Raw genomic sequence first — 20,234 nt, forward strand, 5'->3', positions numbered from 1 at the left:
ACCTTCGGCAGGGCCCACTCCGAGGTCGGGGGCTGCCGACGTAGCCCGGCTTGGGTGTCCCTGGCCCGCGTGTTGAGTACACCCGCCACAGCTCAGGCCGCAGCGGCGGCGTGGTGGGGCTGGTCTCTGCGGCAGTCGCGGCAGGGGCCCGGAGTGGGGGAGCGGAAGGCTCGGTCGCAGTTGTCGCAGTTCTGCAGGGGGACGGTGGTCGTGGGGTGGTCGGCCGGAGGCGCCGGGAGTGGGGTTTCGCGGAGGCGGAAGGCGAGGATCGCGGCCGGGCGGGCGACGAAGGTGGCGGGCAGCCGGGTGGTGAGTAACTCGGCGATACGGGCCGCCTGGACGCCTGCCGCGAGCCACTGAGTGACGGCCGGGGCGAGCCTGGCCGCCTCCGGCGCGGAGAGGATCAGCCGGGGGTCGGTGCGGCGGAGGCTTGCGAGTACGGCGATGGCCTCGGGGTCGGGCGTGGGGAGGGCCGGGGGTGCGGGCTCGGGGTGCGGCGCCTGAGTGGGTACCGGCGCGGGCTCAGGCGCGGTTGCGGGCGCGGGTGTTTGCGCAGGTACGGGCGTCGAGTGCTGCGCCCGTACGCGGCGGGGGCGCGGTGGTTCGGGGTGGTGAGTCGGCTTCGGCTCCGGGCCCGGCGGCTCGGCGTCGGCTCCGGGGTCGGTGTGGAAGAAGGTCCGGGTGCGGACGTTGCCCATCGCAGTCCGTTCGCGGCGGCGTTCCAGATAGCCGGCCGTTTCCAGTTCCCTGAGGGCCCGGGAGATCAGGATCTCGCCCTCGGTGAAGTGGGCGCACAGGGCGCGGATGCTGACGGGGGAGCCGTCCGGCAGGGAGAGGATGTACGCCGCGACGCCGATCGTGACCGCGCTGCCGCCGCGCTGCAGAAGGGCGTTGGAGATCACGGTGAAGTCGGACGTGAGGCGGGTCCTGACGTGGATCACGCCGGACGAGGGAGCTCCGTCGGGGGCGCGCAGGCGCGCGTTAGACTGCGTTTCAGCCATCGGGAAGCGGTTTTCTTCCTGAGAGGTCAGGCCCTCGTTCGGGATGCCAGTCCCGGCGGGGGCCGAACTATGTGCGGTTGTCGGGTGTTGCTGCCGCGAACGTAACCCTATGCATCCGGCTGCGGCAAGTGGGTCACTCGAACGGGTGGCGCAGGCCGGGAGGGTGGGTGGGCGGGTAGTTCTTTCCCAAGTTCTTCGGGGAGGTCCGTGGCCCACCGGGACGAGGCCGGCCGGGACCCGGCACCCTCAAATCCCGGCGTATTACCGGGTCTTGGCGCACCGGGCCCCGGTGCTCACCGACGCCTTACTGCACTGATGAACGCACTCCACGCACCGCGCCCAAACGTCAACTCGGCGCCATGGGGCACCTTGCTGTCACGGACGGGGATGAGATGGGGGAGGCCGTCGGCTACCTCTACGCAGTCTCCGCCCGCCTGGTTGCTGTAGCTGCTCTTGCGCCAGGTGGTGGCCCTTGGTTCAGGAAGGGTCGTTCGCTCCATCGTCGTGGCCTTACGTCGCGGATCAGGCTGTCCCTACGAGGACTTGGCGTCGCTGATGAACCTGGACCAGGCGACGGCAGTGAAAACGACCACGTCGCCGCGCTGGACTTTGCTGTCACGGACGGGGACGAGGCCGGGGATGCCGTCGGCTACTTCCACGCAGTCTCCGCCCGCCTGGTTGCTGTAGCTGCTCTTGCGCCAAGCGGCGGCGTTCAGATCGGGATGGACCTTTCGCAGCACGGTAATCGCCCTCCATCGCGGACCGGATCATGTCGAGAGACATGGTCGGGGGCAGGGCTGCTGCCCTCAGGCGATCGTAAATCACTTTGTATCGAAGGACATTGGGCGGATCCTCAATGAGATGCCCGTAGTCCGCCCCTTCCGTATAGGCGACTTCCGAGCCGTCCGGGAGCGCAAGCATCGTCAACGAGCCGCCCATCGCTTCGTGGCCACCTGCTTCGAACGGCAACACCTGCACGGTGATGTGCCGTTCCGTCGCTGCATCGAGTAGTTGGGCCAACTGGTCGTGGAAGACGGCCAATCCACCGATCGGGCGCTGAAGGACGGCCTCATCCAGGATTGCCCACAGCTCTGGCCGTTCAGGCGAGCCGAGCCGGTCCTGCCGTCGCAATCGTGCTGCGACGCGTTCTTCTAGTTGGCCTTGGCCATCGAGCATGGCGTCCATGCTGAGTACCGCTCGTGCATAGCCCTCCGTCTGCAACAAACCCGGCACCACGTGCGCCGCGTACTGGTTGACCCCCACCGCCCTCTCCGAATGCGCCATGAACGCCCGCGACCAGTCCGGGAACGCCTCCCGGTACACATACGGCCACAGCTCGACGAGTAACTGGTCCGCTTCCAGGGCGGCGTCCAGCGCGCGGGCCAGTTCCAGGGTCGGTTTGGCTCCCGATGCCCGCTCGATCTGGGTGATGCGGGTGCTCACCACGTGTGTGAGGCGGCCGAGTTCGGCCTGGGTCAGTCCGGCGGCTTTGCGGAGCCGGCGCACGCGCGCTCCGAACAGCGGTGCTGCGCGCCTTCACCGGCATCCTCATCGGCCGGGCAGGCAGACACGGTCTCGCTGGAGGCAAGGCCACCTGGGGTCCACCCGCCCATGCCGCAGTGGGGCGCCTCACCGCAGCGATCCACCAGTGATCGGGCCATCCGGCGCCGGGTCGACGCCAAGCTGAGGCACGGCGACGACGTCCGGCAGAGAGCGGCTACCGGGAAGACCGCGCCCGCCCCGACAGGCCCGACACCCCTGCCAGTTGGGACCGGACGTGAGCGAGTGCTGCCCGCGCATCGAGCGTTCCGGTGTCCACGTTCAGTACGTCCCACCCGGTCCGCGCCAGCAGGCGGCGGGTCAGGGCGGTCTCGTAGCGCAGGTGTGTGGCGGCGGAAGTGAGGTCGTGTACGGAACGGGTGCCGGGGGAGCCGGCGAGTTTCGTTACGTACCAGTCCTCCCAGGCGTCGCCTTCCCGCTCGACCGCGCGCCGTAGCGCCGTCTCCGGGTCGTCGTGGACGTAGACCACCGTGACGTCGGCCGGCGCGACGGCGCCGGTCAGGTCGTCCATGACCTGGGTGAGGGCTTCCTCGTCGTGTCCCCATGCGACGAGGGACGGGACGAAGGGCAGCAGGGCGTCCGTCACCAGGTAGTCCTTGCCGGCCGCGAGTGACTCCGCGACGTAGGCGCGAGTGCACTCGACCAGGGTCGCGGGCCGGACGTCGGTGGCCCCACCGGCGAACTCCTCGGCCACGGGCCGGAACGCCGGCCGCGTGAGGATGTCGGCCTCCTCGAAGTGATCGACAGCTGCGCCGGTACCGGCGAGCCACTGGGCCACCGCCCGGCACAGCGTCGACTTGCCGACGCCCGGGCTGCTGCCGATGACCGAGATCAGACGCATGACCATGACGGCAGTCTCGCATTCAGGGGCGGACACCTCACCGGCCTCATCCAGGGACAGCTCGACGACGACCGATGATTCCTGTGCTCGGCCGCGGTCTCTTACTCAGGCGTCCGGACGAGAGACGCGCTGACACGCACCAACGTCTCCACGAGCGGGCGCGACGTGAGGAGCAACGTGATCATCATCGCCGGAAAACTGTGGGTGGACGCCGACGACCGCGAGGCGTATCTGACGGGATGCGAGGCGGTCGTCGAGCAGGCCCGAACTGCCGCCGGATGCCTGGACTTCGCCCTGTCGCCCGACCTCAACGACCCGGGCCGTATCAACGTCTACGAACGCTGGGAGACCGACGAGGATCTCGCCCGCTTCCGCGGTGCGGGCCCGGACGCCGAGCAGGCGGCCCGGATCCGCGACGCGGAGGTGAGCAAGTACCGGATCTCCGGAGTCGAGGCCGCGTAGCCGCAGTTCATGCGGACTCGGCGGTTCACGCTCCCCGAACGAGCTCCTGGGCCCGGCGGACCACCTCCGCCGCCGTCAGCTCCTCCACGCGCGTGAGGAAGACCCAGACGTGCCCGTACGGGTCCCGCAGCATGGCCGTACGGTCCCCGTGGAACTGGTCGGCGGGCGGCTGGAGCAGTTCTGCCCCGGCGGCGACGGCCCGGTCGGCGAGACCGTCGACATCCTCGACGAAGACGTGCAGCCCTACGGTCGTGCTGCCGATGGTGGTGGGTGCGCTGAAGAGCGGGCCTTCGGCGTCGCCGAGCATGACGGTGGACCCCTGCACGCTGACCTCGGCGTGCAGAACCCGCCCGTCCGGGCCGTCGATACGGAACAACTCCTCGGCCCCGAACGCCTCGGCGTAGAAGCCGATCGCGCCTGCGGCGCCGTCGACCATGACGTGGGCGACGGCGGCGTTGCGGTAGGTCTCGGGAACGGTGTGCGTGGCCATGGGAAGTGCCTCCTCGGATGATTCCTGCCGATGACCACAAGCTAGAAGTTCAACCAAACTTGAAGTCAACGACGTTGGCCAAACTTGAAGTCAACGACATCAGCCAACCTCGAAGTCGAAGAAGGCAAGCTGAACAACCAGTGCTCTGACTGCATACGTTCGCCGGGGCAGCGCGACCTCGCTGCACTTATCGGCGGGGCGCCGATGCTGCCGGCCTCTCGGCGATTCCCGCCTGGCGTGAGCTTTCGCGATGCCCGGCGACGTCGCCCGGTTCGTCGAAAGCGATGACGCCGTCTACCCACCGGAGGTCGCCGCCGCACTCCGACCGGGAACCAAGGTGCTGCTGACGTGCGGCACGAACGACGCCCAGGTCCCTTGTGCCACAACGAACGCCCTGACGACCGCCCTGCGCCACGCGCATACCGGGCGACCGGGCCGGGTGACACTGCCGGCAGTGGACCATCTGATGCTGATGCACGACCCCGACCACCCGCACAGGCTCGCGCCGCCCGTAATCGACGCCTTGCACCGGTTGACCCGACACTGACGCCGGCCGAGGACGTCCCCGGACCGCAACTACTTTGACGGTCGCCGACAGCCGTCGCTGACTGCGATGAGACCTTGCCGCCTTACGGTCCGGTTCTCGGCGCGCTCCCAAAAGGGGCGGAACGCGTCTAAAGCGCCCCGCTCCCAGCGGACCAAGCTTCGTGGCGAGGGGGGGAGGGGCCAGGGGCGAGGCGTCGGCACGAGCCGGGACGCCCGGCGCATCCCGACCGGTACCGGCGGTGGGCCTCGTTCAGCGCTTCACCTTCTGCAGGTACGTGGCGAAGGATTCCAGGCCGTCGATGTTGCGGGGCCCGCTGATGCCCTCGTTGTAGTCGAGGATGAAGAACTGGTTCTTCTCGACGGCAGGGAGGTGCTTCGTGTGGGGAGACTTCTTCAGGAAGTCGATCTTCTTGCCGGCGGGCTGGTCGCCGTAGTCGAGGATCATGATGACCTCCGGTTCGGCCTTGGCGACGGCCTCCCAACTCACCTCGGTCCAGCGTTCGTCGAGTCCGGCGAAGATGTTGCGGGCGCCGGCGGACTTGATGATGTCGTTGGGCGGGACCTGGCTGCCGGCGGTGAACGGCTTGTCGGTGCCGGAGTCGTAGAGGAAGACGGGCAGGTCCTGGGTCTTGTCGGCCTTCGCCTCGACGGCGCGGACGCGGTCGCGCAGGTCGCCCACGACTCGGTCGGCTCGCTTCTCGACACCGAAGATCTGGCCGAGGCGGTCCAGGTCGGCGTAGAGGCCGTCGAACGGGGCCTTCTTCTCGGGGTACTTGGGGTAGTTGTAGCAGGATTCGGTGTGCATGAAGCTCTGGACGCCGAGGCGGTCGAGGATCTCCGGGGTGATGCCGCGCTGGTCGCTGAAACCGGAGTTCCAGCCCGCCACGACGAAGTCGGACTTGGCGTCGACGACGATCTCCTTGTTGAGCAGGTCGTCGCTCAACTTCTTGACCTTCTTGTACTCCTCGGCCCACGGGGATTCGGATACGGGAGGGTTCGCGGGCGGCATGACGTAGCCGTGCACGCGGTCGGTGAGGCCGAGGGAGAACAACTTGTCGGCGCTGCCGCCCTCGTAGGCCACGGCCCGTTTCGGTGTCGTGTACTCGACCTTCTCGCCGCAGCGTTGGACGGTGGTCTTGCGGGCGGACGCCGCCTCGTCCTTCCCGTCGCCGGAGTCCACCGACGCCCCGCACCCGCTCAGGAGCAGGGCGGAGGAGAGGGCTGCGCAGGCGAGGGAGGGGCGGCGGCGGAACGGCAGGGTGGATCTGGACATGGGCGGGATGTGCCTTTCGTGAACGAGGACGAGGTGGCGGGGAGAGAGGTCTCAACTGGCGGGCGGAACAAGGGAGTAGAGAAGTTGTGGGTCCCCCGACCCCGGATGCGTGACCACCTCCGCCTCCACCCCGAACACCTCTCGGACGAGGTCCGTGGTGAGGACGTCCTTCGGTGAGCCGGAGGCGACGAGCCGGCCCTCGGAGAGGACGCCGATGCGGTCGCAGGCGGCGGCAGCCAGGTTGAGGTCGTGCAGGACGACGAGGACGGTGAAGTCGGCGCCGCGCAGGAAGGAGAGGAGCTCCACCTGGTGGCGTACGTCCAGGTGGTTGGTCGGCTCGTCGAGGACCAGGATGTGCGGCTCCTGGGTCAACGCCCGCGCCAGTAGCACCCGTTGACGTTCGCCACCGGAGAGGGACAGCACCCCGCGCGTGGCGAGGTGGCGGATGCCGAGGCGGTCCATGGTGGCCTCGCACAATGCGCGTTCGCGCGGGCCGAGTGCCGCGTTGCCGCGCAGGTGCGGTGCGCGGCCGAGCGCCACCACCTCCTCGACGGTGAAGTCCAGGTCCACGGCGCCGTCCTGGGTCATGGCGGCGATGAGTTGTGCGCTGCGGCGCAGCGGCAGGCCGAGCAGGTCGTCACCGTCCACCCGGACCGTGCCGGAACTCGGCCGCAGCGCTCGGTACACGCACCGAAGCGCGGTCGATTTGCCGCTGCCGTTGGGGCCGACCAGGCCGACGACACCGCCGCTCGGCACGTCGAGGGACAAGTCGCGTACGAGGGCCCGGCCGTCCGTGACGACGGTGAGGCCGTGGAGTCGCAGTTCCATCTCAACGGCCCCCGAACACATAGGACTTGCGTCGCATCAGGCCGATGAACACCGGGACACCGACCAGCGCGGTGATCACCCCGAGCGGCAGCTCGCGCGGAGCCGCGAGGGTGCGCGCCACCAGGTCGACCCACACCATGAACACCGCCCCGGCGAGTGGCGCGACGGCCAGTACCCGGGAGTGCGTCGCCCCGACGACCATCCGCACCAGGTGCGGCAGGATCAGGCCGACGAAGGCGATCGCCCCGCTCACCGCGACCATCACGCCGGTCACCAGGGAGACCAGGACGAGCAGCCCGCGCCGGTACCGGTCGGGCCCGATGCCCAGACTGGTCGCCGTCTCGTCGCCGAGCGCGAGCAGGTCGAGTGCGCGGCTCGAGCGGTGCAGGAGGACGACTCCGAGTACCACCACGATCGTCACCAGCGGCAGCGCGCCCCAGGTCGCGGCGCCGAAGCCGCCGAGCGTCCAGTGCAGGATCGTGCTGGTCGCCTCGCCGTCGGGAGCGAAGTAGACGATGACGCTCATCACCGCCTGGAAGCCGAACGACAGGGCCACACCGGTCAGTACGAGCCGTAGCGGCGCCAGCGCACCGCCCCGCCCCGCCGAGGCCGCGTACACCAGGACCGATGCCGCGAGCGCCCCCAGGAACGCTCCCGCCGACACCGCGTGGATGCCGAGCGCGGCCAGCCCGCCGGTCACCGTGACGAGGACCGCGCCGACCGAGGCCCCGGAGGAGACGCCGAGCACGAACGGGTCGGCGAGCGCGTTGCGCACCATCGCCTGCACGGCCACCCCGACCGCGCTCAGGCCTGCCCCGACCAGCGCGGCGAGCAGCACGCGCGGTGTGCGGATCTCCCACACGATGCGGTACGTGGTGAGCTCGTCCGCCCCGATCTCGCCGCCGCTCAGCGCGGCCCACAGGTACCGGACGGTGTCCCCCGGCGCGACGGTGGCGGCCCCGAGTCCGATGGCCGCCACGACGGACAGCAGGAGCAGTACGGCGAGTGCGGCGCACAGCGCGACCAGGCGCGCGGGTGAGGTGAACCGATGCCGGAGGGGGCCGGCTGCCGGTGGCGGGGGCGCGTCGGACCCGGGGGCCGTCTTCGGCGCCGCGGTGACGGGAGGTGACATGGCGGAGGGCCTTTCGGTCACCCGGCCGCGACCGTGGCGGAGGCCGGGGCGGGGGAGTGGTTCCAGTCCATCCGGCACCAGGGCAGGGCGAGTTGGGACTGCGAGGTGACGGTGAGCGGGGCGAGGCCGTCGATCGGTGCGGCCTCGCGGTGGCGGGCGAAGACGCTGTCCACGTACCGGTGTCCGGTGTCGGCGGCGATGAAGACGGTGGTGCGTTCGGGGTCGAGGCCGCGTTCCCAGCGGGCGGCGAGATAGGCGGCGCCCGTGGACAGTCCGGCGAAGACGGCGTGCCGGCGCAGCAGGTCGACGCTGCCCGCGAGTGCGGCCTCGAAGGCCAGCCAGTGCACGGTGTCGTAGAGGTCGTGGTGGACGTTCCCGAACGGGATGGAGCTGCCGATCCCGGCGATGATGATCTCCGGGTCGGCGACCTGCTCGCTGCCGAAGGTGAGGCTCCCGTACGGCTGCACTCCGGCCAGGCGCACATCCGCGCCGCCTGTCCGCAGTCCCTCGGCGAGGGCGCCGGTGGAGGCGCCGGATCCCACACCGCCGACCAGGGTGAGCGGGGCGGTGCCGGTCTCCTCGTGGACGCGTCGGGCGACGGCCCGGTAGCCGAGGTAGTGGATGGCGTCGTGGTACTGGCGCATCCAGTGGTACTCGGGGTGTTCGGCGAGGATCTCGCGGATGCGCGCGACACGGCGCTTCTGGTCGAGCCCGAGGTCGCTGCTGGGTTCCATCTGTTCGAACGTCGCGCCCAGTACGGCCAGTTGAGTGCGGAGTGAGTGGTCGACGGTGGTGGAGCCGACGATGTGGCAGTGCATGCCGTGCCGGTGGCAGGCGAGCGCGAGGGCGTAGGCGTAGATGCCGCTGGAGCTGTCGAGGAGAGTGTCGCCGGGGCGTACGGCACCGGTGTCGAGGAGGTGCTCGACGGCGGCGAGTGCGGAGACGACCTTCATGGTCTCAAAGCGCAGGCACACGAGGCGGTCGTCGAGGCGTATCAGGTCCGGCCGGCCGACGGCCTGCGCGATGTGCTGATCCATGCGGGGACTCCTCGGGGGTGAGCGGCGACGGGGCGGACGGCGATGGCGCGGTGTGCTCCGTTGCGGTCGGTGGGGTGAAGACGCGGGTGACGGGCAGGCCCTCGTGTTTCAAGTCCTTTGTGCATGCGTGGAGTTGGGTGCGGAAGGAGGATGCGTGCGGGTCGAGGAGTACGCCCGCGACGGAGCCGCTGTGGGCGATCTGCACGCCGAGCGCGCCGTGGCGCCCGGCGATACGGGTGAGGGTGCTGAACTCGCTGTGGTGCAAGCGCTGTTGGCCGATGCGGGCGCTCGCGGTCGCCACCGCGCCGAGCAGGGCGGGGCTGCGGTGTGCGACCGCCCGGCGCAGTTGACGGCGCAGTCGCTCGAAGTGCCGTACGTCGGTACGGTCGTAGCGGGGTTCGGGGAGCGACAGGGTGTCGACCGGGGCTCCGCCGCCGAGTGCGCAGCCGACCACGACCACGGGCGGCAGCGCCTCGCCGAACACTTCGAGGACCTGCCCCTCCCGCTGGGCGAACAGCTGCGGGCGCCGGTCGTGCATCAGCGGGTCGCAGGCCAACTCGGCGCGGACCGCGAGCCGGGCGATCGCGGGCGGTGCGAGCCGGTGGCCGAACGCGTCCGCCACAGCCCGCACGGACGCGATGACATCACTGGTGGAACTGCCCATCCCGAGCCCGAGCGGAATACCCGACCGGATCGTCAACAGGCCTCCGGACACTGGTAGTTCGGGGTCGGTGGCAGACAGTGCCTCCAGGGTGAGCGAGGCTGCCCGCAGTGCCTTCGCGCGATCGGCGGGCCGCACGTCCACGTCGGCCGGCGTACGGCCCGGGTCGGGCGCGAACTCGGCCGAGCTGCCCGGCTCGCTCATCGGCAGCGTCACCAGACCGGGGCAGGGCCGCCCTCGCGCGTCCCGGAAGACGCCCTGGAGGATCTCACCGTGGTGGCAGGGTGCGTGGCCGGTGCCGGTGCCGGTGCCGGTCACGGTGGAGGCGTCCGCGTGGGGCAGGTTCGTCACGAGCGGACCTCGGCCCGGTACCGGTACAGCGGCGTGGGATCCGCGCTGAACTGCGAGAACGGGAAGGGCTCCGCCGACAGCGCGGTCACCCCGTCGGCCAGGAACTCGCGGGCCACGGCGGCCCCGGACTGCGCGTACACGACGAGCGGGACGCCGCGTTCGCGGCAGCGCGTCAGGACGGTGTCGAAGCTGCCGTTGCCGAGGGTCATCCCGGTGGCGACCACGGCGTCGGCGGTGTCGAGCACCTGGTGCATGTCGTCGGTGACCGCGTCGCCCCACTGTGTCGTCCGCAGGTTGAAGTCGCAGGGCAGCGGCTCCCCGCCGCGCTCCCGGATCGCCGCGATCAGCGGGTTGACCACGCCGATCAGGCCGACCTTCGCGCCGCGCGGGATGTCGAGCAGCCCCGCGATGGCGGTGTCCCTGGCCACGGCCCGTACCTCCGGCGGTCCCGCCGGCAGGGTCACGGCTTCGGCGCCCGGGTGCTGCCGGTGGGGGCGCAGTTCGGAAAGGTAGGCGTCGAGGGCCGCGATCCGCAGCGGCCTCGGGCCCTCGCGCAGCAGTTCGTCGAGGCGGCTGCCCGAGGCGTCGCGGCACAGCTCGGGCCCGATCTCGCCCGCCTCGAACGCGCAGGCGCCGAACGATCCGCCGACCCGGACGAGCACGTACTGGTTGAGGTACGTCACGTCACCGCCCGCGAGGCGTGTGCCGTGGTGCACCCAGAACACACTCGTCGCGGTCAACTCGGCTGGTGGGGTGCCTGGTCGGCCGGACAGTGCGGAGCGGAAGACCGCCTCGGTGTCGACGGCGAGCGGTGGGGTGTCCGGCGGGGCGGTCCGTTCCAAGGGGGTGCTCCTTGCGGGCGGGGTGAGTGTCTTCAGGGAGGGCAGGTGGCGGCGGATGCCCGGGTGCCTGTCGGACGGCGACCGAGCCAGGGGTACTGTAACGACAATCGTTTTCGATAAGCTACCCCGGGTCGCTGCGTGCCCCGCGTCAGGGTGGCTGCCGACAGACCCGGCATCCACCCTGAATACCGGCTGTGTACAGGCATGTTGTGCCATGTGCCGCTCACGTCGTGCGCCTCGCCCGCGACCTCGAAATCTCATACGCCGGCCGACCGACAGGAGCCCCCAACCGTGACCGCGTCACCTCCGCAGACGCCCCTCGACGACCCGCCACCGCCCCGCTCCGTGCTGCTCGACCCCGCCTTCCTGCGCCTGTGGACCGGTACGACCGCGTCCGGCCTCGCCACCTGGGCGTTGCCCTTCGTGCTGGGGCTCGCCGTGCTCGAGGGCACCCTCTCCGCGTCCGGCCTCGGCCTGGTCCTGGCCGCCCGTACCGCGGGATTCCTGCTGGCCGTGGCGGTGGGCGGCGTGCTGGCCGACCGGCACTCGCGCCGCACGGTCGTCCGCTGGTCGGGACTCGCGGCGGCTGTGGCGGCGCCTGTGCTGGCCGCGGGGCTCGACCGTTCGCTGCCTTTGATGGCCGCGGCGGCGCTGGTCGCCGGTGGTGGTCAGGGTGCCTGCCGGCCCGCCTTCCAGGCACTGACCGCCGAGGTGGTCGACGCCGACCGGCGCCAGCAGGCCAACGCCGCGATGACCCTCGCCGTCCGGGTGACCACGCTCCTCGGGCCGTCCCTGTCCGCACTGCTCGCGGTCGTCCTCGACGTGCGTGCGCTGCTCATCGGCATCGGGATCGTGTGGCTGGCGGCGGCCTTCGTCCCCGGCCCCGGCACAGGTACGGCCCATGCGGGCGAAGCGCCTCAACGGGCCTCCATCCGCGCCGAGTTCGCCGAAGGCGTCCGGGAGGCGCGACGGCATCCCTGGTTCGTGGCGGGACTGGCCGCTCTCACCTCGGTGATCGCCACCGGCTACTCGGCGACCGGCGTCGCGCTGCCGCTGATCAGCCACGACCGCTACGACAGCGGGGTGGTGCTCGCCGCGGCCACCACCGCGTACACCCTGGGCGCGCTCGGCGGCGCGCTGATCATCGCCCGGGTGCGGCCGCGGTCGCAGGGCTGGTCGGCGCTGGCCGGGCTCGCGGTGTACGGATTCGCGCCGCTGAGCCTGCTGCTGCCGGTGCATCCGGCCGTGATCGTGGCGGCCTACGCGGTCGCCGGTCTCGGCATCGAACTCTTCAACGTCCCCTGGTTCACGGCGATTCAGCGCGAGGTCGCCCCGGACAAGCTGGCCCGTGTCTCGTCGCTCGACTTCCTGCTCTCGTACGGTCTGGCCCCGGTGGGCCTCGCCCTGATCGCCCCGGCGATCGACAGCTTCGGGCCGCGCCCGGTCCTGGCGGCCTGCGCGGCGGCGTGCTTCCTCGCCCCGGCGCTCGCGGCGCTCACGCCCACGGCGCGGCATTTCTCCGGAGGAGGCTCCGCCAAACCGGCAGCGGCCAAGGGAACAGACAGCTGAGGGTCCGTCACCAGCCGGTCAGCAGAAGGTGGTTGACGAGGACGGCCACCGTGGCCTGGGCCGCGAGCCATGTCCGTGGGCGGGGCAGGAGGGCGCAGGCCGGCAGGAGCCAGATCGCGAACGGCAGCCAGATCCGCTCGGTCTCCGCCTTGCTCATGCCCGAGAGGTCGGCCGCGAGCAGCGCCAGTGCGGCGGCCGCCACGAGCAGCACGAGACGGAGGGTGAAGTCCGGTCGTCGGTCCCTGAGTTGTCGTTCCCGGAGCCGTCGGGGCAGTCGCGTGAGCAGCACACCTCCTGCTCGCCGCAGGCCCGCGACCGTCGCGAGCCCCACGAGGAGCACCGTGCACGCGAGGTTCGCCCATACCCAGTAGCCGTACGGACGGATGCCGGCCGCGCCCTGGTAGTAGCGCTCCACCAACAGGTGGTACGCCTCCCACCAGTTGAAGCCGCTCAGGGTGAACAGCAGCGGGAAGACCGCGAACCCGGCGATCCAGCAAGGGAGCCAGGAGGCGAGATCGCGTGCCTTCGGGCGCACGAGGAGCAGTACGCCCGCCCCGATCAGGGCGAACAGGGTGAGTCCGTAGGAGAGATAGCAGGTCAGACCGAACAGCAGTCCTGAGCCGAGCGCCGCGGCCCGGCGCCGGGACGGCGTACGTGCCGTCCCGGCGAGCGCGAACAGCGCCACGGCCCAGGCCGCGACCGCCGTGAAGTAGCCGTCCGCCGAGGCGCCCATCCACACGGCGGCCGGCGCGAGCACCAGGAACGGCGCCGCCCGTCGCGCATGCCCTTCGCCGGCCACGGCCCGCACGGTCACCAGTACGGCGGCGCACGCGGCGGCTCCGACCGTGATGCACCAGACGCCGGCCCATGCTCCGCCGCCCAGGCCGATCCGGTCGAGGAGTACGAAGGTCAGGGGCGCCGCCGGAGGGTGCCCGGCCACGTGCGCCGGCCAATGGTCGGGGGAGCCCACCAGGATGTGGCCGGTGAAACCGCGCAAGGTGCCGGGGATGTCGTTGAAGCGGTCGATGACCTGCAGGTATTCGTACTTGGTGGTCAGCCGGCGGGCGATACCCCGGTGCCAGCCGTCGATCAGGGCGAGCGAGAAGATCCACGCCGCCGAGCCGGCCCAGGAGGCCCAGAGCAGCCGGTGCCAGGGGAGGCGGGCGGCGAGGGACGGGCCGTATGCCACCGTGGCCGCGGCGACGATCAGCGCGGCCGGGGTACCGGGGCCGAGGTGCGGCAGCCAGTGGGCGTACAGGGGCGGAAAGTGCACCCGCAGGACGTCCTCGTCGCTCTTGATCCAGACACCGGTCAGGGCGGCGGCCAGGAACAGGAGCGCGCCGGCGGCCGCGGCGTACAGATCACGGCGGCCGCCGCCGTCGCGAGGGGTGACGCTGTCCGGGTCGGACGGGTCGGACGGGTCGGACGGATCGGACGGGTCGGACGGATCGTGCGGGTCGCCGGCGCCGGCGCCGGTGCGCGGGGCGGGGCTGCGGGGAGCGGGGGTCACACGAGAACGCTAGATCGGGCAGCGGCCACAACCGGTCCGACCGGCGCGGACGTCAGAGTTTCGTCATGGGTCGTACCGTCCTGCGGGGGGTGCCGCGGACCTACCGTCGGAGTATGGCTCGGACCCCTCTCTCGCCCGGCTTCTGGCGCAGTCCGCTGCGCGGGCCCCGGTTCACGGCACTGCTCGGAGTGGTGCTGCTCGCCGGGATCACCGTGCTGTTCGTGACGGGCATGCTGTCGTACGCGGCATACAACCCGGACCTCACCGCGGTGAACGACAAGACCCCCGGCAAGGGGCTGCTCGGCTTCTTCCTCTTCGACTGGCCGACCGACCCGTCGTGGCTGTACCGCCTCACTCAGGGGGTGCACGTCACGCTGGGCGTCGCGCTGATCCCCGTACTGCTCGCCAAGCTGTGGTCCGTGGTGCCGCGGCTGTTCCAGATGCCGCCCGCGCGCTCGCTCACGCACGCGCTCGAGCGGCTCTCGGTACTCCTGCTCGTGGGCGGTGCGCTCTTCGAGTTCGTGACCGGCGTGCTCAACGTCCAGTTGGACTACCTCTTTCCGGGCTCCTTCTATCCGCTGCACCTCTACGGGGCCTGGGTGTTCATCGCGGCATTCGTGGCGCATGTGGTGCTGCGGGCGCCGATGGCCTTCCGGTATCTGCGCGAGCGCCGCGAGGCGGGAGCCGGTGGACCGGATACGGGGACGGAGGCCGCCGACGTACCGGATACGCCTGCGGAGGCCGCCGACGCACCGAAGTCCGCCGACGCATCGAAGTCCGCATACGGTCCGGGCCCTGCGGGCGAGTCCCGGCCGCCGGGCCCCGGCGACGAGCCGTCTCTCGTGGCCCCCGAACCCGAGGAGCCGAGTACGACGCGGCGTGGGGCGCTTCTCCTGGTCGGCGGCGGATCGCTGCTGCTGCTCGCGACGACCGCAGGCCGCAGCTTCGACGGTCCACTGCGGGCCACCGCCGTACTGGCCCCGCACGGTGGCGCCGAACCGGACGGCGGGGGCGCTGGTTTCCAGGTCAACAAGACGGCGGCCTCCCGCGGCATCACCGCCACGGAGACCAGCGAGGAGGCATGGCGCCTGACGGTGACCGGGCCCGGCGGGACGGTACGGCTCGCACAGGCGCAGTTGCGTCGAATGCCGCAGCACAGTGCCGAGCTGCCCATCGCCTGCGTGGAGGGCTGGTCGACGTCCGACCAGCGGTGGCGCGGGGTCCGGCTGCGGGACCTGGCGGCACTCGTCGGCCACCACGCCGACGAGGCGCCCGACGTACTGGTGGAGTCGCTGCAGCGCAGCGGTTCGTTCCGTACGGCCGGGCTGCGGGCCAACCAAGTACGGGACCCACGCGCCCTGTTGGCTCTCGACGTCAACGGCGAGCCGCTGACCGCCGACCACGGCGCCCCGGCCCGCGTCATCGTGCCCGCCGCTCCCGGGGTGCTCAACACCAAATGGGTGTCCCGCCTGACCTTCGAGGACCTGTGACGCTCAAATACCGCTGGCAGTAGGGGACTTTGAGTCTCCCGGGCCCGCCCCCTCCGGCGGTCGGTGACCGACTGCCCTTCCCAAACCCGTGACGACCGGAGTCCGGCCCCGTCACGGCGAGGTTCGGAGAATTGTGATGAATCGTCAGGATCTGCTGGGCAGGCTGGCCCAGCGCATCGGCAGTCCGTTCCAACTCCTCGTCCTGGTCTGCTCGTTCACGCTCGCCGGCTATGCGGGCGTACGGCTGCTCGAAGACGACTGGTTCGGCGTCGCACTCTGGTTCGTGGGCGCGGCCCTCGTGCACGACCTGGTGCTGGTGCCGCTGTACGCGCTCGCGGACCGGGCCGTCGTCCGGGCGTACGGCGCGATCGGCCGGCGCGAGTGGACGAACTGGGTGCGGGTGCCGGCCGTGCTGTCCGGGCTGCTGCTGCTCGTGTGGTTCCCGATGATCAGCGGGAGGGTCGCGGACCGCTACGAGTCGGCGACCGGCATGCCGCCGGAGGGGTTCCTCGGGCGCTGGCTGCTGATCACGGGCCTGCTGTTCGGCGGCTCCGGGCTGCTCATGCTGGTGCGGCTGCGCAGGGCGGCGAAGGAGCGCCCGCCCGTCGTCCACTGACCCGCGGTGCGCCAGCCGAGCGAGCCGGCGTGCCGCAGCAGCGCCGGGGTGCCGAGCCGGGCCCACGGGAACGTGGTGCCATCGGCGCGCCCGGCGCCGTCCGGGTCGGGGTGCGGGGCGACGAGGGCGCGGACGAGGCGTACCTCGGCGCGTTCGTCCACGTCGTCCGGGACCGTCTCGGCGATCAACAGACCGCCGGGGGCGAGCAGTTCGGATGCCCGGCGGAGCAGGGCGCGCGGGTCGCCGCCGATGCCGAGATTGCCGTCCAGGAGCAGCACCGTGCCCCAGCGTCCCTCGCCGGGCAGTGGTGCGAAGACCGAACGCTGCACGGCCTGACCGCCCAGCCGCACCGTGCGGGCGACGGCGGCCTCGCTGACGTCGACACCGAGCACGGGCCGTCCGAGTGCGCCGAGTTCGAGCACGATCCGTCCCGGGCCGCACCCCACGTCGAGCACCGTGCCCTCGCACCGCCGCAGCACCTCCCGGTCGACCGCGTCGGCGCGGGAGCACCACCGCTCCACCTCCAGGGGCAGCAGCCAGCCGTCCCGGCGGCGCAGGAAGAGCGGACCCCGGCCGGCGCGCAGTGCGTCGGCGTACGGGTCCGCCGACCAGGTCCTTTCGGTGGTGGGGCGGGATGCGGTGCTCATCGCCTCGCCACCGTTCGCAGCTCGGCGAGGCGGGCCGCGAACCGGCTGTGCGGCGCGGCCTTCGCGACCGCCGCCGCGTCGGCCGCCGTGTCCACGTCCCGGAGCGGAGGCAGATCGCGTACGCGCAGACCGGCGGTGACGAGCCGTTCACGCTGCAGCGCGCCGGTGGTCGGGGTCGACATCGGGATGCCGCGCAGCAGTGCGGGGTCGGGCTCGGCGAGGCCCAGGGCCCAGAAGCCGCCGTCCTCGGCCGGTCCGAAGTACGCGTCGCAACCGTCGAAGTCCACGGTGAGGAGCTGCGGGGTGACCTGCGGGGTGTCCATGCCGATGAGCAGGGCCGGGCCGTCGCAGGCGGCGAACGCGGCGGCGAGCCGTTCGTCCAGACCGCCCGGACACTGGGCCGTCACCTCGAAACCGGGCGGCAGCCACGGGCCGGGTTCCCCGGCCAGTACCAGCGTCCTGCGCTGTGCGGGCGTCGACGCGACCGCGTCCAGGGTGTCGGCGAGCGACGCCTCGGCGAGCGAGGCCGCCTCGGTGGGTGTGAACGGCGGGGTGAGCCGGGTCTTCACCCGGCCGGGGCGCGGTTCCTTGGCGATGACGATCAGGGTGGTCACCGGGCGGCTCCTTCGCTGGGTGGCTCGGCCAGGACGCGGCTCATGTCCCGCACCGCGCGCACGGTGCCCCGCCAGGTGCCGGTGACCTTGGAGGCGCCGGTGCGCGGCAGGTACGGCACGTCGTACTCGTCCACGCGCCAGCCCGCGTCGGCGGCGCGCACCACCATCTGCAGCGGATAGCCGCTGCGGCGGTCGGTGAGGCCGAGGGAGAGCAGGGGTTCACGGCGTGCGGCGCGCAGCGGGCCGAGATCGTGCAGGCGCAGGCCGGTGCGGCGGCGCACCATCCGGGCGAGTACGAGATTGCCCGCCCGGGCGTGCGCGGGCCAGGCGCGCCAGGTCTCCGGACGGCGTCTGCCGAGTACGAGATCGGCCCCTCCTGCGGCCACTTCCCTGACGAACGGGACGAGTTGGCCGGGATCGAGAGATGCGTCGCAGTCGCAGAAGCACACGATGTCCGCCGTGGCGGCTTCGAGTCCCGCGTGGCAGGCGGCGCCGAATCCGCGGCGCGACTCGTGGACCACGGTCGCGCCGAGCTCCCGTGCGATGCCGGCGGAGCCGTCGGTCGAGCCGTTGTCGACGACGAGGGCGCGCCAGCCGGCGGGGATGCGGTCCAGCACCCAGGGCAGGGCCTCGGCTTCGTCGAGGCAGGGGAGGACGACGTCGACGTCCGCAGGGGGCGTGGCGTCGGCGTCGGGTCGGTCGGGAGAGGTCGTCACGGCTTTCACCCTACGAGCGCGAAAAGGGCATATCGGGCCGTCGCTCCTTACGAAACGCGGACGTCGCCCGTCACCGGGGTCCGGCGGCCGACACGTACGGCGGCGCGGTGCGAGGCTGGCGTCATGGAGCAATCACAGGAACCCGCCGCCGAGGCGAACGCGGAGGGGCGCCGGGTGCTGGTCGTCGATGACGACCCCACCGTCGCCGAGGTCGTGGCCGGGTACCTCCACCGGGCCGGATACACGGTGGACCGGGCTGCGGACGGTCCGGCGGCGCTCGCCGGCGCCGCGGCGCACTGGCCCGACCTGGTGGTGCTCGACCTGATGCTCCCGGGCATGGACGGCCTCGAGGTGTGCCGGCGGATACACGCGCGCGGTCCGGTGCCGGTCATCATGCTCACCGCCAGGGGCGACGAGGGCGACCGTATCGAGGGCCTCGAGGTGGGCGCCGACGACTACGTCACCAAGCCCTTCAGCCCTCGCGAGCTGGTCCTGCGGGTCGAGTCGGTACTCAGGCGGGCCCGCCCCGCGAGTCGGCCGGGAGCCGCCGCGCCCGTCAGTTCGGCCGGCCTGACCGTCGACCCCGCGGCCCGCCGTGCCACCAAGCACGGCGACGAACTCGCCCTGACACTCCGGGAGTTCGACCTGCTGGCGTTCTTCCTGCGGAATCCGGGACGTGCGTACGCGCGCGAGGAGCTGATGCGCGAGGTGTGGGGCTGGGACTTCGGTGACCTCTCCACGGTCACCGTCCACGTCCGGCGGCTGCGCGGCAAGGTCGAGGACGATCCGGCCGTGCCCAGGCTGATCCAGACGGTGTGGGGCGTCGGCTACCGCTTCGATCCGGACGGCGACGCGGGAAGCAGCGGTATGTCCGCCGAATCCGGAGGGAGTTGACCGTGTCGGACACCCTGCTGATCGCGTTCTTCGCCTTCCTCGGCGCGGCGGCGGCCGGAGTGCTCGGCGCGGTCGCGCTGTGGCTGCTGCGCCGGCGTTCGCTCACCGCCTCGCTCGCCGTGGTGGCCGCCGTCGCGGTGGCCGCGATGCTCGCGGGCACGCTGGCCGTGGCCTGGGCGATGTTCCTGTCCCCGCACGACCTGTCCGTGGTCACCACCGTCGTCGCGATGGCCGCGGTCGTCTCGTTCGCGACCGCGCTGCTGCTCGGCCGCTGGGTCGTCGCCCGCAGCCGCGCCCTGCAGAACGCCGCCCGCTCCTTCGGTGAGGACGGCGACTACGCGGCCCCCGACCGTCCCGCCACCGCAGAACTCACCGCGCTCAGCGACGAGTTGGCGGCCACCAGCGCGAAACTCGCGGTCTCGCGCGAACGCGAGCGCGCACTGGAGTCCTCCCGGCGCGAACTCGTCGCCTGGATCTCGCACGACCTGCGCACCCCGCTGGCCGGCCTGCGCGCCATGGCGGAGGCGGTCGAGGACGGGGTGGCCACCGACCCGAACCGCTATCTGCGCCAGATCCGCACCGAGGTCGAGCGCCTCAACGGCATGGTCGGCGACTTGTTCGAGCTCTCCCGCATCCACGCCGGCGCCCTCGAACTCACCCGCTCCCGGATCTCGGTCTACGACCTGGTCGGAGATGCTCTCGCGGGAGCCGATCCGCTGGCCCGCCAGCACGGCGTACGGCTCGTCGGCGACCGCATCGACCAGGTGCCGGTCGAGGTGGACGGCCGGGAGATGAGCCGGGTCCTCGGCAATCTGCTGGTGAACGCGATCCGGCGCACCCCGGCCGACGGCACCGTCGCCGTCACGGCCGAACGCTCGCCCGAAGGCGTCGTCGTGTCCGTGACGGACGGCTGCGGCGGCATTCCCGAGGAGGACCTGCCCCGGGTCTTCGACACCGGCTGGCGCGGCACCCATGCCCGTACGCCACCGGCGGGCGCGGGCCTCGGCCTCGCCATCGTCCGCGGGATCGTGGAGGCCCACCGGGGCATGGCCACCGTGCGCAACATCCCCGGAGGCTGCCGCTTCGAGGTCACGCTGCCCACGGGCTGAGCCGCCATCGGCGGAGGCGGACCCCGCCGACCGGGACTTGGCTCA

22 protein-coding genes are annotated in these 20,234 nt (G+C 71.8%); 6 read left to right on the forward strand and 16 right to left on the reverse strand.

What is annotated here, in order from left to right; translation table 11 throughout:
- Nucleotides 1–92: 92 nt before the first annotated feature.
- The 5 genes from DSC45_RS24565 to DSC45_RS24590 form a co-directional block, all read right to left on the reverse strand.
- A complete protein-coding gene (locus DSC45_RS24565; protein ID WP_119294119.1) occupies nucleotides 93–1,001 on the reverse strand; it encodes a hypothetical protein in 909 nt (302 codons plus the stop codon).
- A gap of 293 nt (nucleotides 1,002–1,294) precedes the next feature.
- On the reverse strand, nucleotides 1,295–1,501 hold the full coding sequence (locus DSC45_RS24570; protein ID WP_119294120.1) for a DUF397 domain-containing protein: 207 nt from the start codon (nucleotides 1,499–1,501) through the stop codon (nucleotides 1,295–1,297).
- Between the two features lie 33 nt (nucleotides 1,502–1,534).
- The gene (locus tag DSC45_RS36565; RefSeq protein ID WP_240434824.1) at nucleotides 1,535–1,660 is read right to left on the reverse strand and encodes a DUF397 domain-containing protein; all 126 of its coding nucleotides are present in this window, start codon (nucleotides 1,658–1,660) and stop codon (nucleotides 1,535–1,537) included.
- A complete protein-coding gene (locus DSC45_RS24580) occupies nucleotides 1,617–2,507 on the reverse strand; it encodes a helix-turn-helix domain-containing protein (protein ID WP_240434825.1) in 891 nt (296 codons plus the stop codon). The genes DSC45_RS36565 and DSC45_RS24580 overlap by 44 nt, the downstream gene beginning before the upstream one ends.
- 211 nt (nucleotides 2,508–2,718) lie before the next feature.
- Entirely contained in the window at nucleotides 2,719–3,408 is a 690-nt protein-coding gene (locus DSC45_RS24590) for a nucleoside/nucleotide kinase family protein (RefSeq protein ID WP_205571420.1), read from the reverse strand.
- Nucleotides 3,409–3,579: 171 nt separating this feature from the next.
- On the opposite strand from DSC45_RS24590, the gene DSC45_RS24595 reads away from it, so the two are divergent.
- Nucleotides 3,580–3,864 carry a putative quinol monooxygenase gene (locus DSC45_RS24595; protein WP_119294123.1) on the forward strand — a complete coding sequence of 95 codons (285 nt, stop codon included), beginning with the start codon at nucleotides 3,580–3,582 and terminating at the stop codon, nucleotides 3,862–3,864.
- A gap of 25 nt (nucleotides 3,865–3,889) precedes the next feature.
- Here the strand turns inward: DSC45_RS24595 and DSC45_RS24600 are convergent, their stop codons facing one another.
- Complete coding sequence (locus DSC45_RS24600) at nucleotides 3,890–4,354, reverse strand: VOC family protein (protein WP_119294124.1); 465 nt, start codon at nucleotides 4,352–4,354, stop codon at nucleotides 3,890–3,892.
- 250 nt (nucleotides 4,355–4,604) lie between these two features.
- Here DSC45_RS24600 and DSC45_RS24605 point away from each other — a divergent pair, with 250 nt between their 5' ends.
- Complete coding sequence (locus tag DSC45_RS24605; protein ID WP_240434826.1) at nucleotides 4,605–4,901, forward strand: hypothetical protein; 297 nt, start codon at nucleotides 4,605–4,607, stop codon at nucleotides 4,899–4,901.
- 249 nt (nucleotides 4,902–5,150) lie between these two features.
- Here the strand turns inward: DSC45_RS24605 and DSC45_RS24610 are convergent, their stop codons facing one another.
- From DSC45_RS24610 to DSC45_RS24635, 6 genes are read right to left on the reverse strand one after another with little or no spacing between them, the layout of a single operon-like run.
- Complete coding sequence (locus DSC45_RS24610) at nucleotides 5,151–6,173, reverse strand: ABC transporter substrate-binding protein (protein WP_119294125.1); 1,023 nt, start codon at nucleotides 6,171–6,173, stop codon at nucleotides 5,151–5,153.
- Between the two features lie 51 nt (nucleotides 6,174–6,224).
- On the reverse strand, nucleotides 6,225–7,001 hold the full coding sequence (locus DSC45_RS24615; protein WP_119294126.1) for an ABC transporter ATP-binding protein: 777 nt from the start codon (nucleotides 6,999–7,001) through the stop codon (nucleotides 6,225–6,227).
- 1 nt (nucleotide 7,002) lies between these two features.
- On the reverse strand, nucleotides 7,003–8,133 hold the full coding sequence (locus tag DSC45_RS24620; RefSeq protein WP_119294127.1) for a FecCD family ABC transporter permease: 1,131 nt from the start codon (nucleotides 8,131–8,133) through the stop codon (nucleotides 7,003–7,005).
- A gap of 17 nt (nucleotides 8,134–8,150) precedes the next feature.
- The gene (locus tag DSC45_RS24625) at nucleotides 8,151–9,170 is read right to left on the reverse strand and encodes a pyridoxal-phosphate dependent enzyme (protein WP_119294128.1); all 1,020 of its coding nucleotides are present in this window, start codon (nucleotides 9,168–9,170) and stop codon (nucleotides 8,151–8,153) included.
- The gene (locus tag DSC45_RS24630; protein WP_119294129.1) at nucleotides 9,091–10,182 is read right to left on the reverse strand and encodes a GHMP family kinase ATP-binding protein; all 1,092 of its coding nucleotides are present in this window, start codon (nucleotides 10,180–10,182) and stop codon (nucleotides 9,091–9,093) included. Before DSC45_RS24630 ends, DSC45_RS24625 begins: the two co-directional genes overlap by 80 nt.
- Nucleotides 10,179–10,955 (reverse strand): Rossmann-like domain-containing protein, encoded by a 777-nt coding sequence (locus DSC45_RS24635; protein WP_119294298.1) that lies wholly within the window; start codon nucleotides 10,953–10,955, stop codon nucleotides 10,179–10,181. Before DSC45_RS24635 ends, DSC45_RS24630 begins: the two co-directional genes overlap by 4 nt.
- 435 nt (nucleotides 10,956–11,390) lie before the next feature.
- On the opposite strand from DSC45_RS24635, the gene DSC45_RS24640 reads away from it, so the two are divergent.
- Nucleotides 11,391–12,593: an MFS transporter gene (locus tag DSC45_RS24640; protein ID WP_240434843.1), complete on the forward strand. Its 1,203-nt coding sequence runs from the start codon at nucleotides 11,391–11,393 to the stop codon at nucleotides 12,591–12,593.
- 7 nt (nucleotides 12,594–12,600) lie between these two features.
- On the opposite strand, the gene DSC45_RS24645 is transcribed toward DSC45_RS24640, so the two are convergent.
- Nucleotides 12,601–13,953: a hypothetical protein gene (locus DSC45_RS24645; protein WP_119294299.1), complete on the reverse strand. Its 1,353-nt coding sequence runs from the start codon at nucleotides 13,951–13,953 to the stop codon at nucleotides 12,601–12,603.
- A 263-nt stretch (nucleotides 13,954–14,216) separates the two neighbouring features.
- Between DSC45_RS24645 and DSC45_RS24650 the strand changes: the two genes are divergently transcribed.
- On the forward strand, nucleotides 14,217–15,593 hold the full coding sequence (locus DSC45_RS24650; protein WP_119294131.1) for a molybdopterin-dependent oxidoreductase: 1,377 nt from the start codon (nucleotides 14,217–14,219) through the stop codon (nucleotides 15,591–15,593).
- A gap of 471 nt (nucleotides 15,594–16,064) precedes the next feature.
- Here the strand turns inward: DSC45_RS24650 and DSC45_RS24660 are convergent, their stop codons facing one another.
- Genes DSC45_RS24660 through DSC45_RS24670 form a run of 3 tightly spaced genes read right to left on the reverse strand, consistent with a single transcriptional unit; the run spans nucleotide 16,065 to nucleotide 18,195 of the window.
- A complete protein-coding gene (locus tag DSC45_RS24660) occupies nucleotides 16,065–16,856 on the reverse strand; it encodes a class I SAM-dependent methyltransferase (protein ID WP_119294132.1) in 792 nt (263 codons plus the stop codon).
- Complete coding sequence (locus tag DSC45_RS24665) at nucleotides 16,853–17,470, reverse strand: TIGR04282 family arsenosugar biosynthesis glycosyltransferase (protein WP_119294133.1); 618 nt, start codon at nucleotides 17,468–17,470, stop codon at nucleotides 16,853–16,855. Before DSC45_RS24665 ends, DSC45_RS24660 begins: the two co-directional genes overlap by 4 nt.
- Nucleotides 17,467–18,195, reverse strand: coding sequence for a glycosyltransferase family 2 protein (locus DSC45_RS24670; RefSeq protein WP_162929344.1), 729 nt, complete (start codon nucleotides 18,193–18,195; stop codon nucleotides 17,467–17,469). The genes DSC45_RS24665 and DSC45_RS24670 overlap by 4 nt, the downstream gene beginning before the upstream one ends.
- 114 nt (nucleotides 18,196–18,309) lie before the next feature.
- Between DSC45_RS24670 and DSC45_RS24675 the strand changes: the two genes are divergently transcribed.
- Nucleotides 18,310–19,080 carry a response regulator transcription factor gene (locus DSC45_RS24675; RefSeq protein WP_119294134.1) on the forward strand — a complete coding sequence of 257 codons (771 nt, stop codon included), beginning with the start codon at nucleotides 18,310–18,312 and terminating at the stop codon, nucleotides 19,078–19,080.
- A 2-nt stretch (nucleotides 19,081–19,082) separates the two neighbouring features.
- Complete coding sequence (locus tag DSC45_RS24680) at nucleotides 19,083–20,189, forward strand: sensor histidine kinase (protein WP_119294135.1); 1,107 nt, start codon at nucleotides 19,083–19,085, stop codon at nucleotides 20,187–20,189.
- Nucleotides 20,190–20,234 lie beyond the last annotated feature (45 nt).

Source organism: Streptomyces sp. YIM 130001 (genome assembly GCF_003574445.1).
GTDB lineage: Bacteria > Actinomycetota > Actinomycetes > Streptomycetales > Streptomycetaceae > Streptomyces.

Bases quoted from the DNA above. Each gene is read 5' to 3' on its own strand.
- DSC45_RS24565 (WP_119294119.1), bottom strand. From the start codon at position 1,001: ATGGCTGAAACGCAGTCTAACGCGCGCCTGCGCGCCCCCGACGGAGCT.
- DSC45_RS24570 (WP_119294120.1), bottom strand. From the start codon at position 1,501: ATGGAGCGAACGACCCTTCCTGAACCAAGGGCCACCACCTGGCGCAAG.
- DSC45_RS24590 (WP_205571420.1), bottom strand. From the start codon at position 3,408: ATGGTCATGCGTCTGATCTCGGTCATCGGCAGCAGCCCGGGCGTCGGC.
- DSC45_RS24600 (WP_119294124.1), bottom strand. From the start codon at position 4,354: ATGGCCACGCACACCGTTCCCGAGACCTACCGCAACGCCGCCGTCGCC.
- DSC45_RS24605 (WP_240434826.1), top strand. From the start codon at position 4,605: ATGCCCGGCGACGTCGCCCGGTTCGTCGAAAGCGATGACGCCGTCTAC.
- DSC45_RS24610 (WP_119294125.1), bottom strand. From the start codon at position 6,173: ATGTCCAGATCCACCCTGCCGTTCCGCCGCCGCCCCTCCCTCGCCTGC.
- DSC45_RS24615 (WP_119294126.1), bottom strand. From the start codon at position 7,001: ATGGAACTGCGACTCCACGGCCTCACCGTCGTCACGGACGGCCGGGCC.
- DSC45_RS24620 (WP_119294127.1), bottom strand. From the start codon at position 8,133: ATGTCACCTCCCGTCACCGCGGCGCCGAAGACGGCCCCCGGGTCCGAC.
- DSC45_RS24625 (WP_119294128.1), bottom strand. From the start codon at position 9,170: ATGGATCAGCACATCGCGCAGGCCGTCGGCCGGCCGGACCTGATACGC.
- DSC45_RS24650 (WP_119294131.1), top strand. From the start codon at position 14,217: ATGGCTCGGACCCCTCTCTCGCCCGGCTTCTGGCGCAGTCCGCTGCGC.
- DSC45_RS24660 (WP_119294132.1), bottom strand. From the start codon at position 16,856: ATGAGCACCGCATCCCGCCCCACCACCGAAAGGACCTGGTCGGCGGAC.
- DSC45_RS24675 (WP_119294134.1), top strand. From the start codon at position 18,310: ATGGAGCAATCACAGGAACCCGCCGCCGAGGCGAACGCGGAGGGGCGC.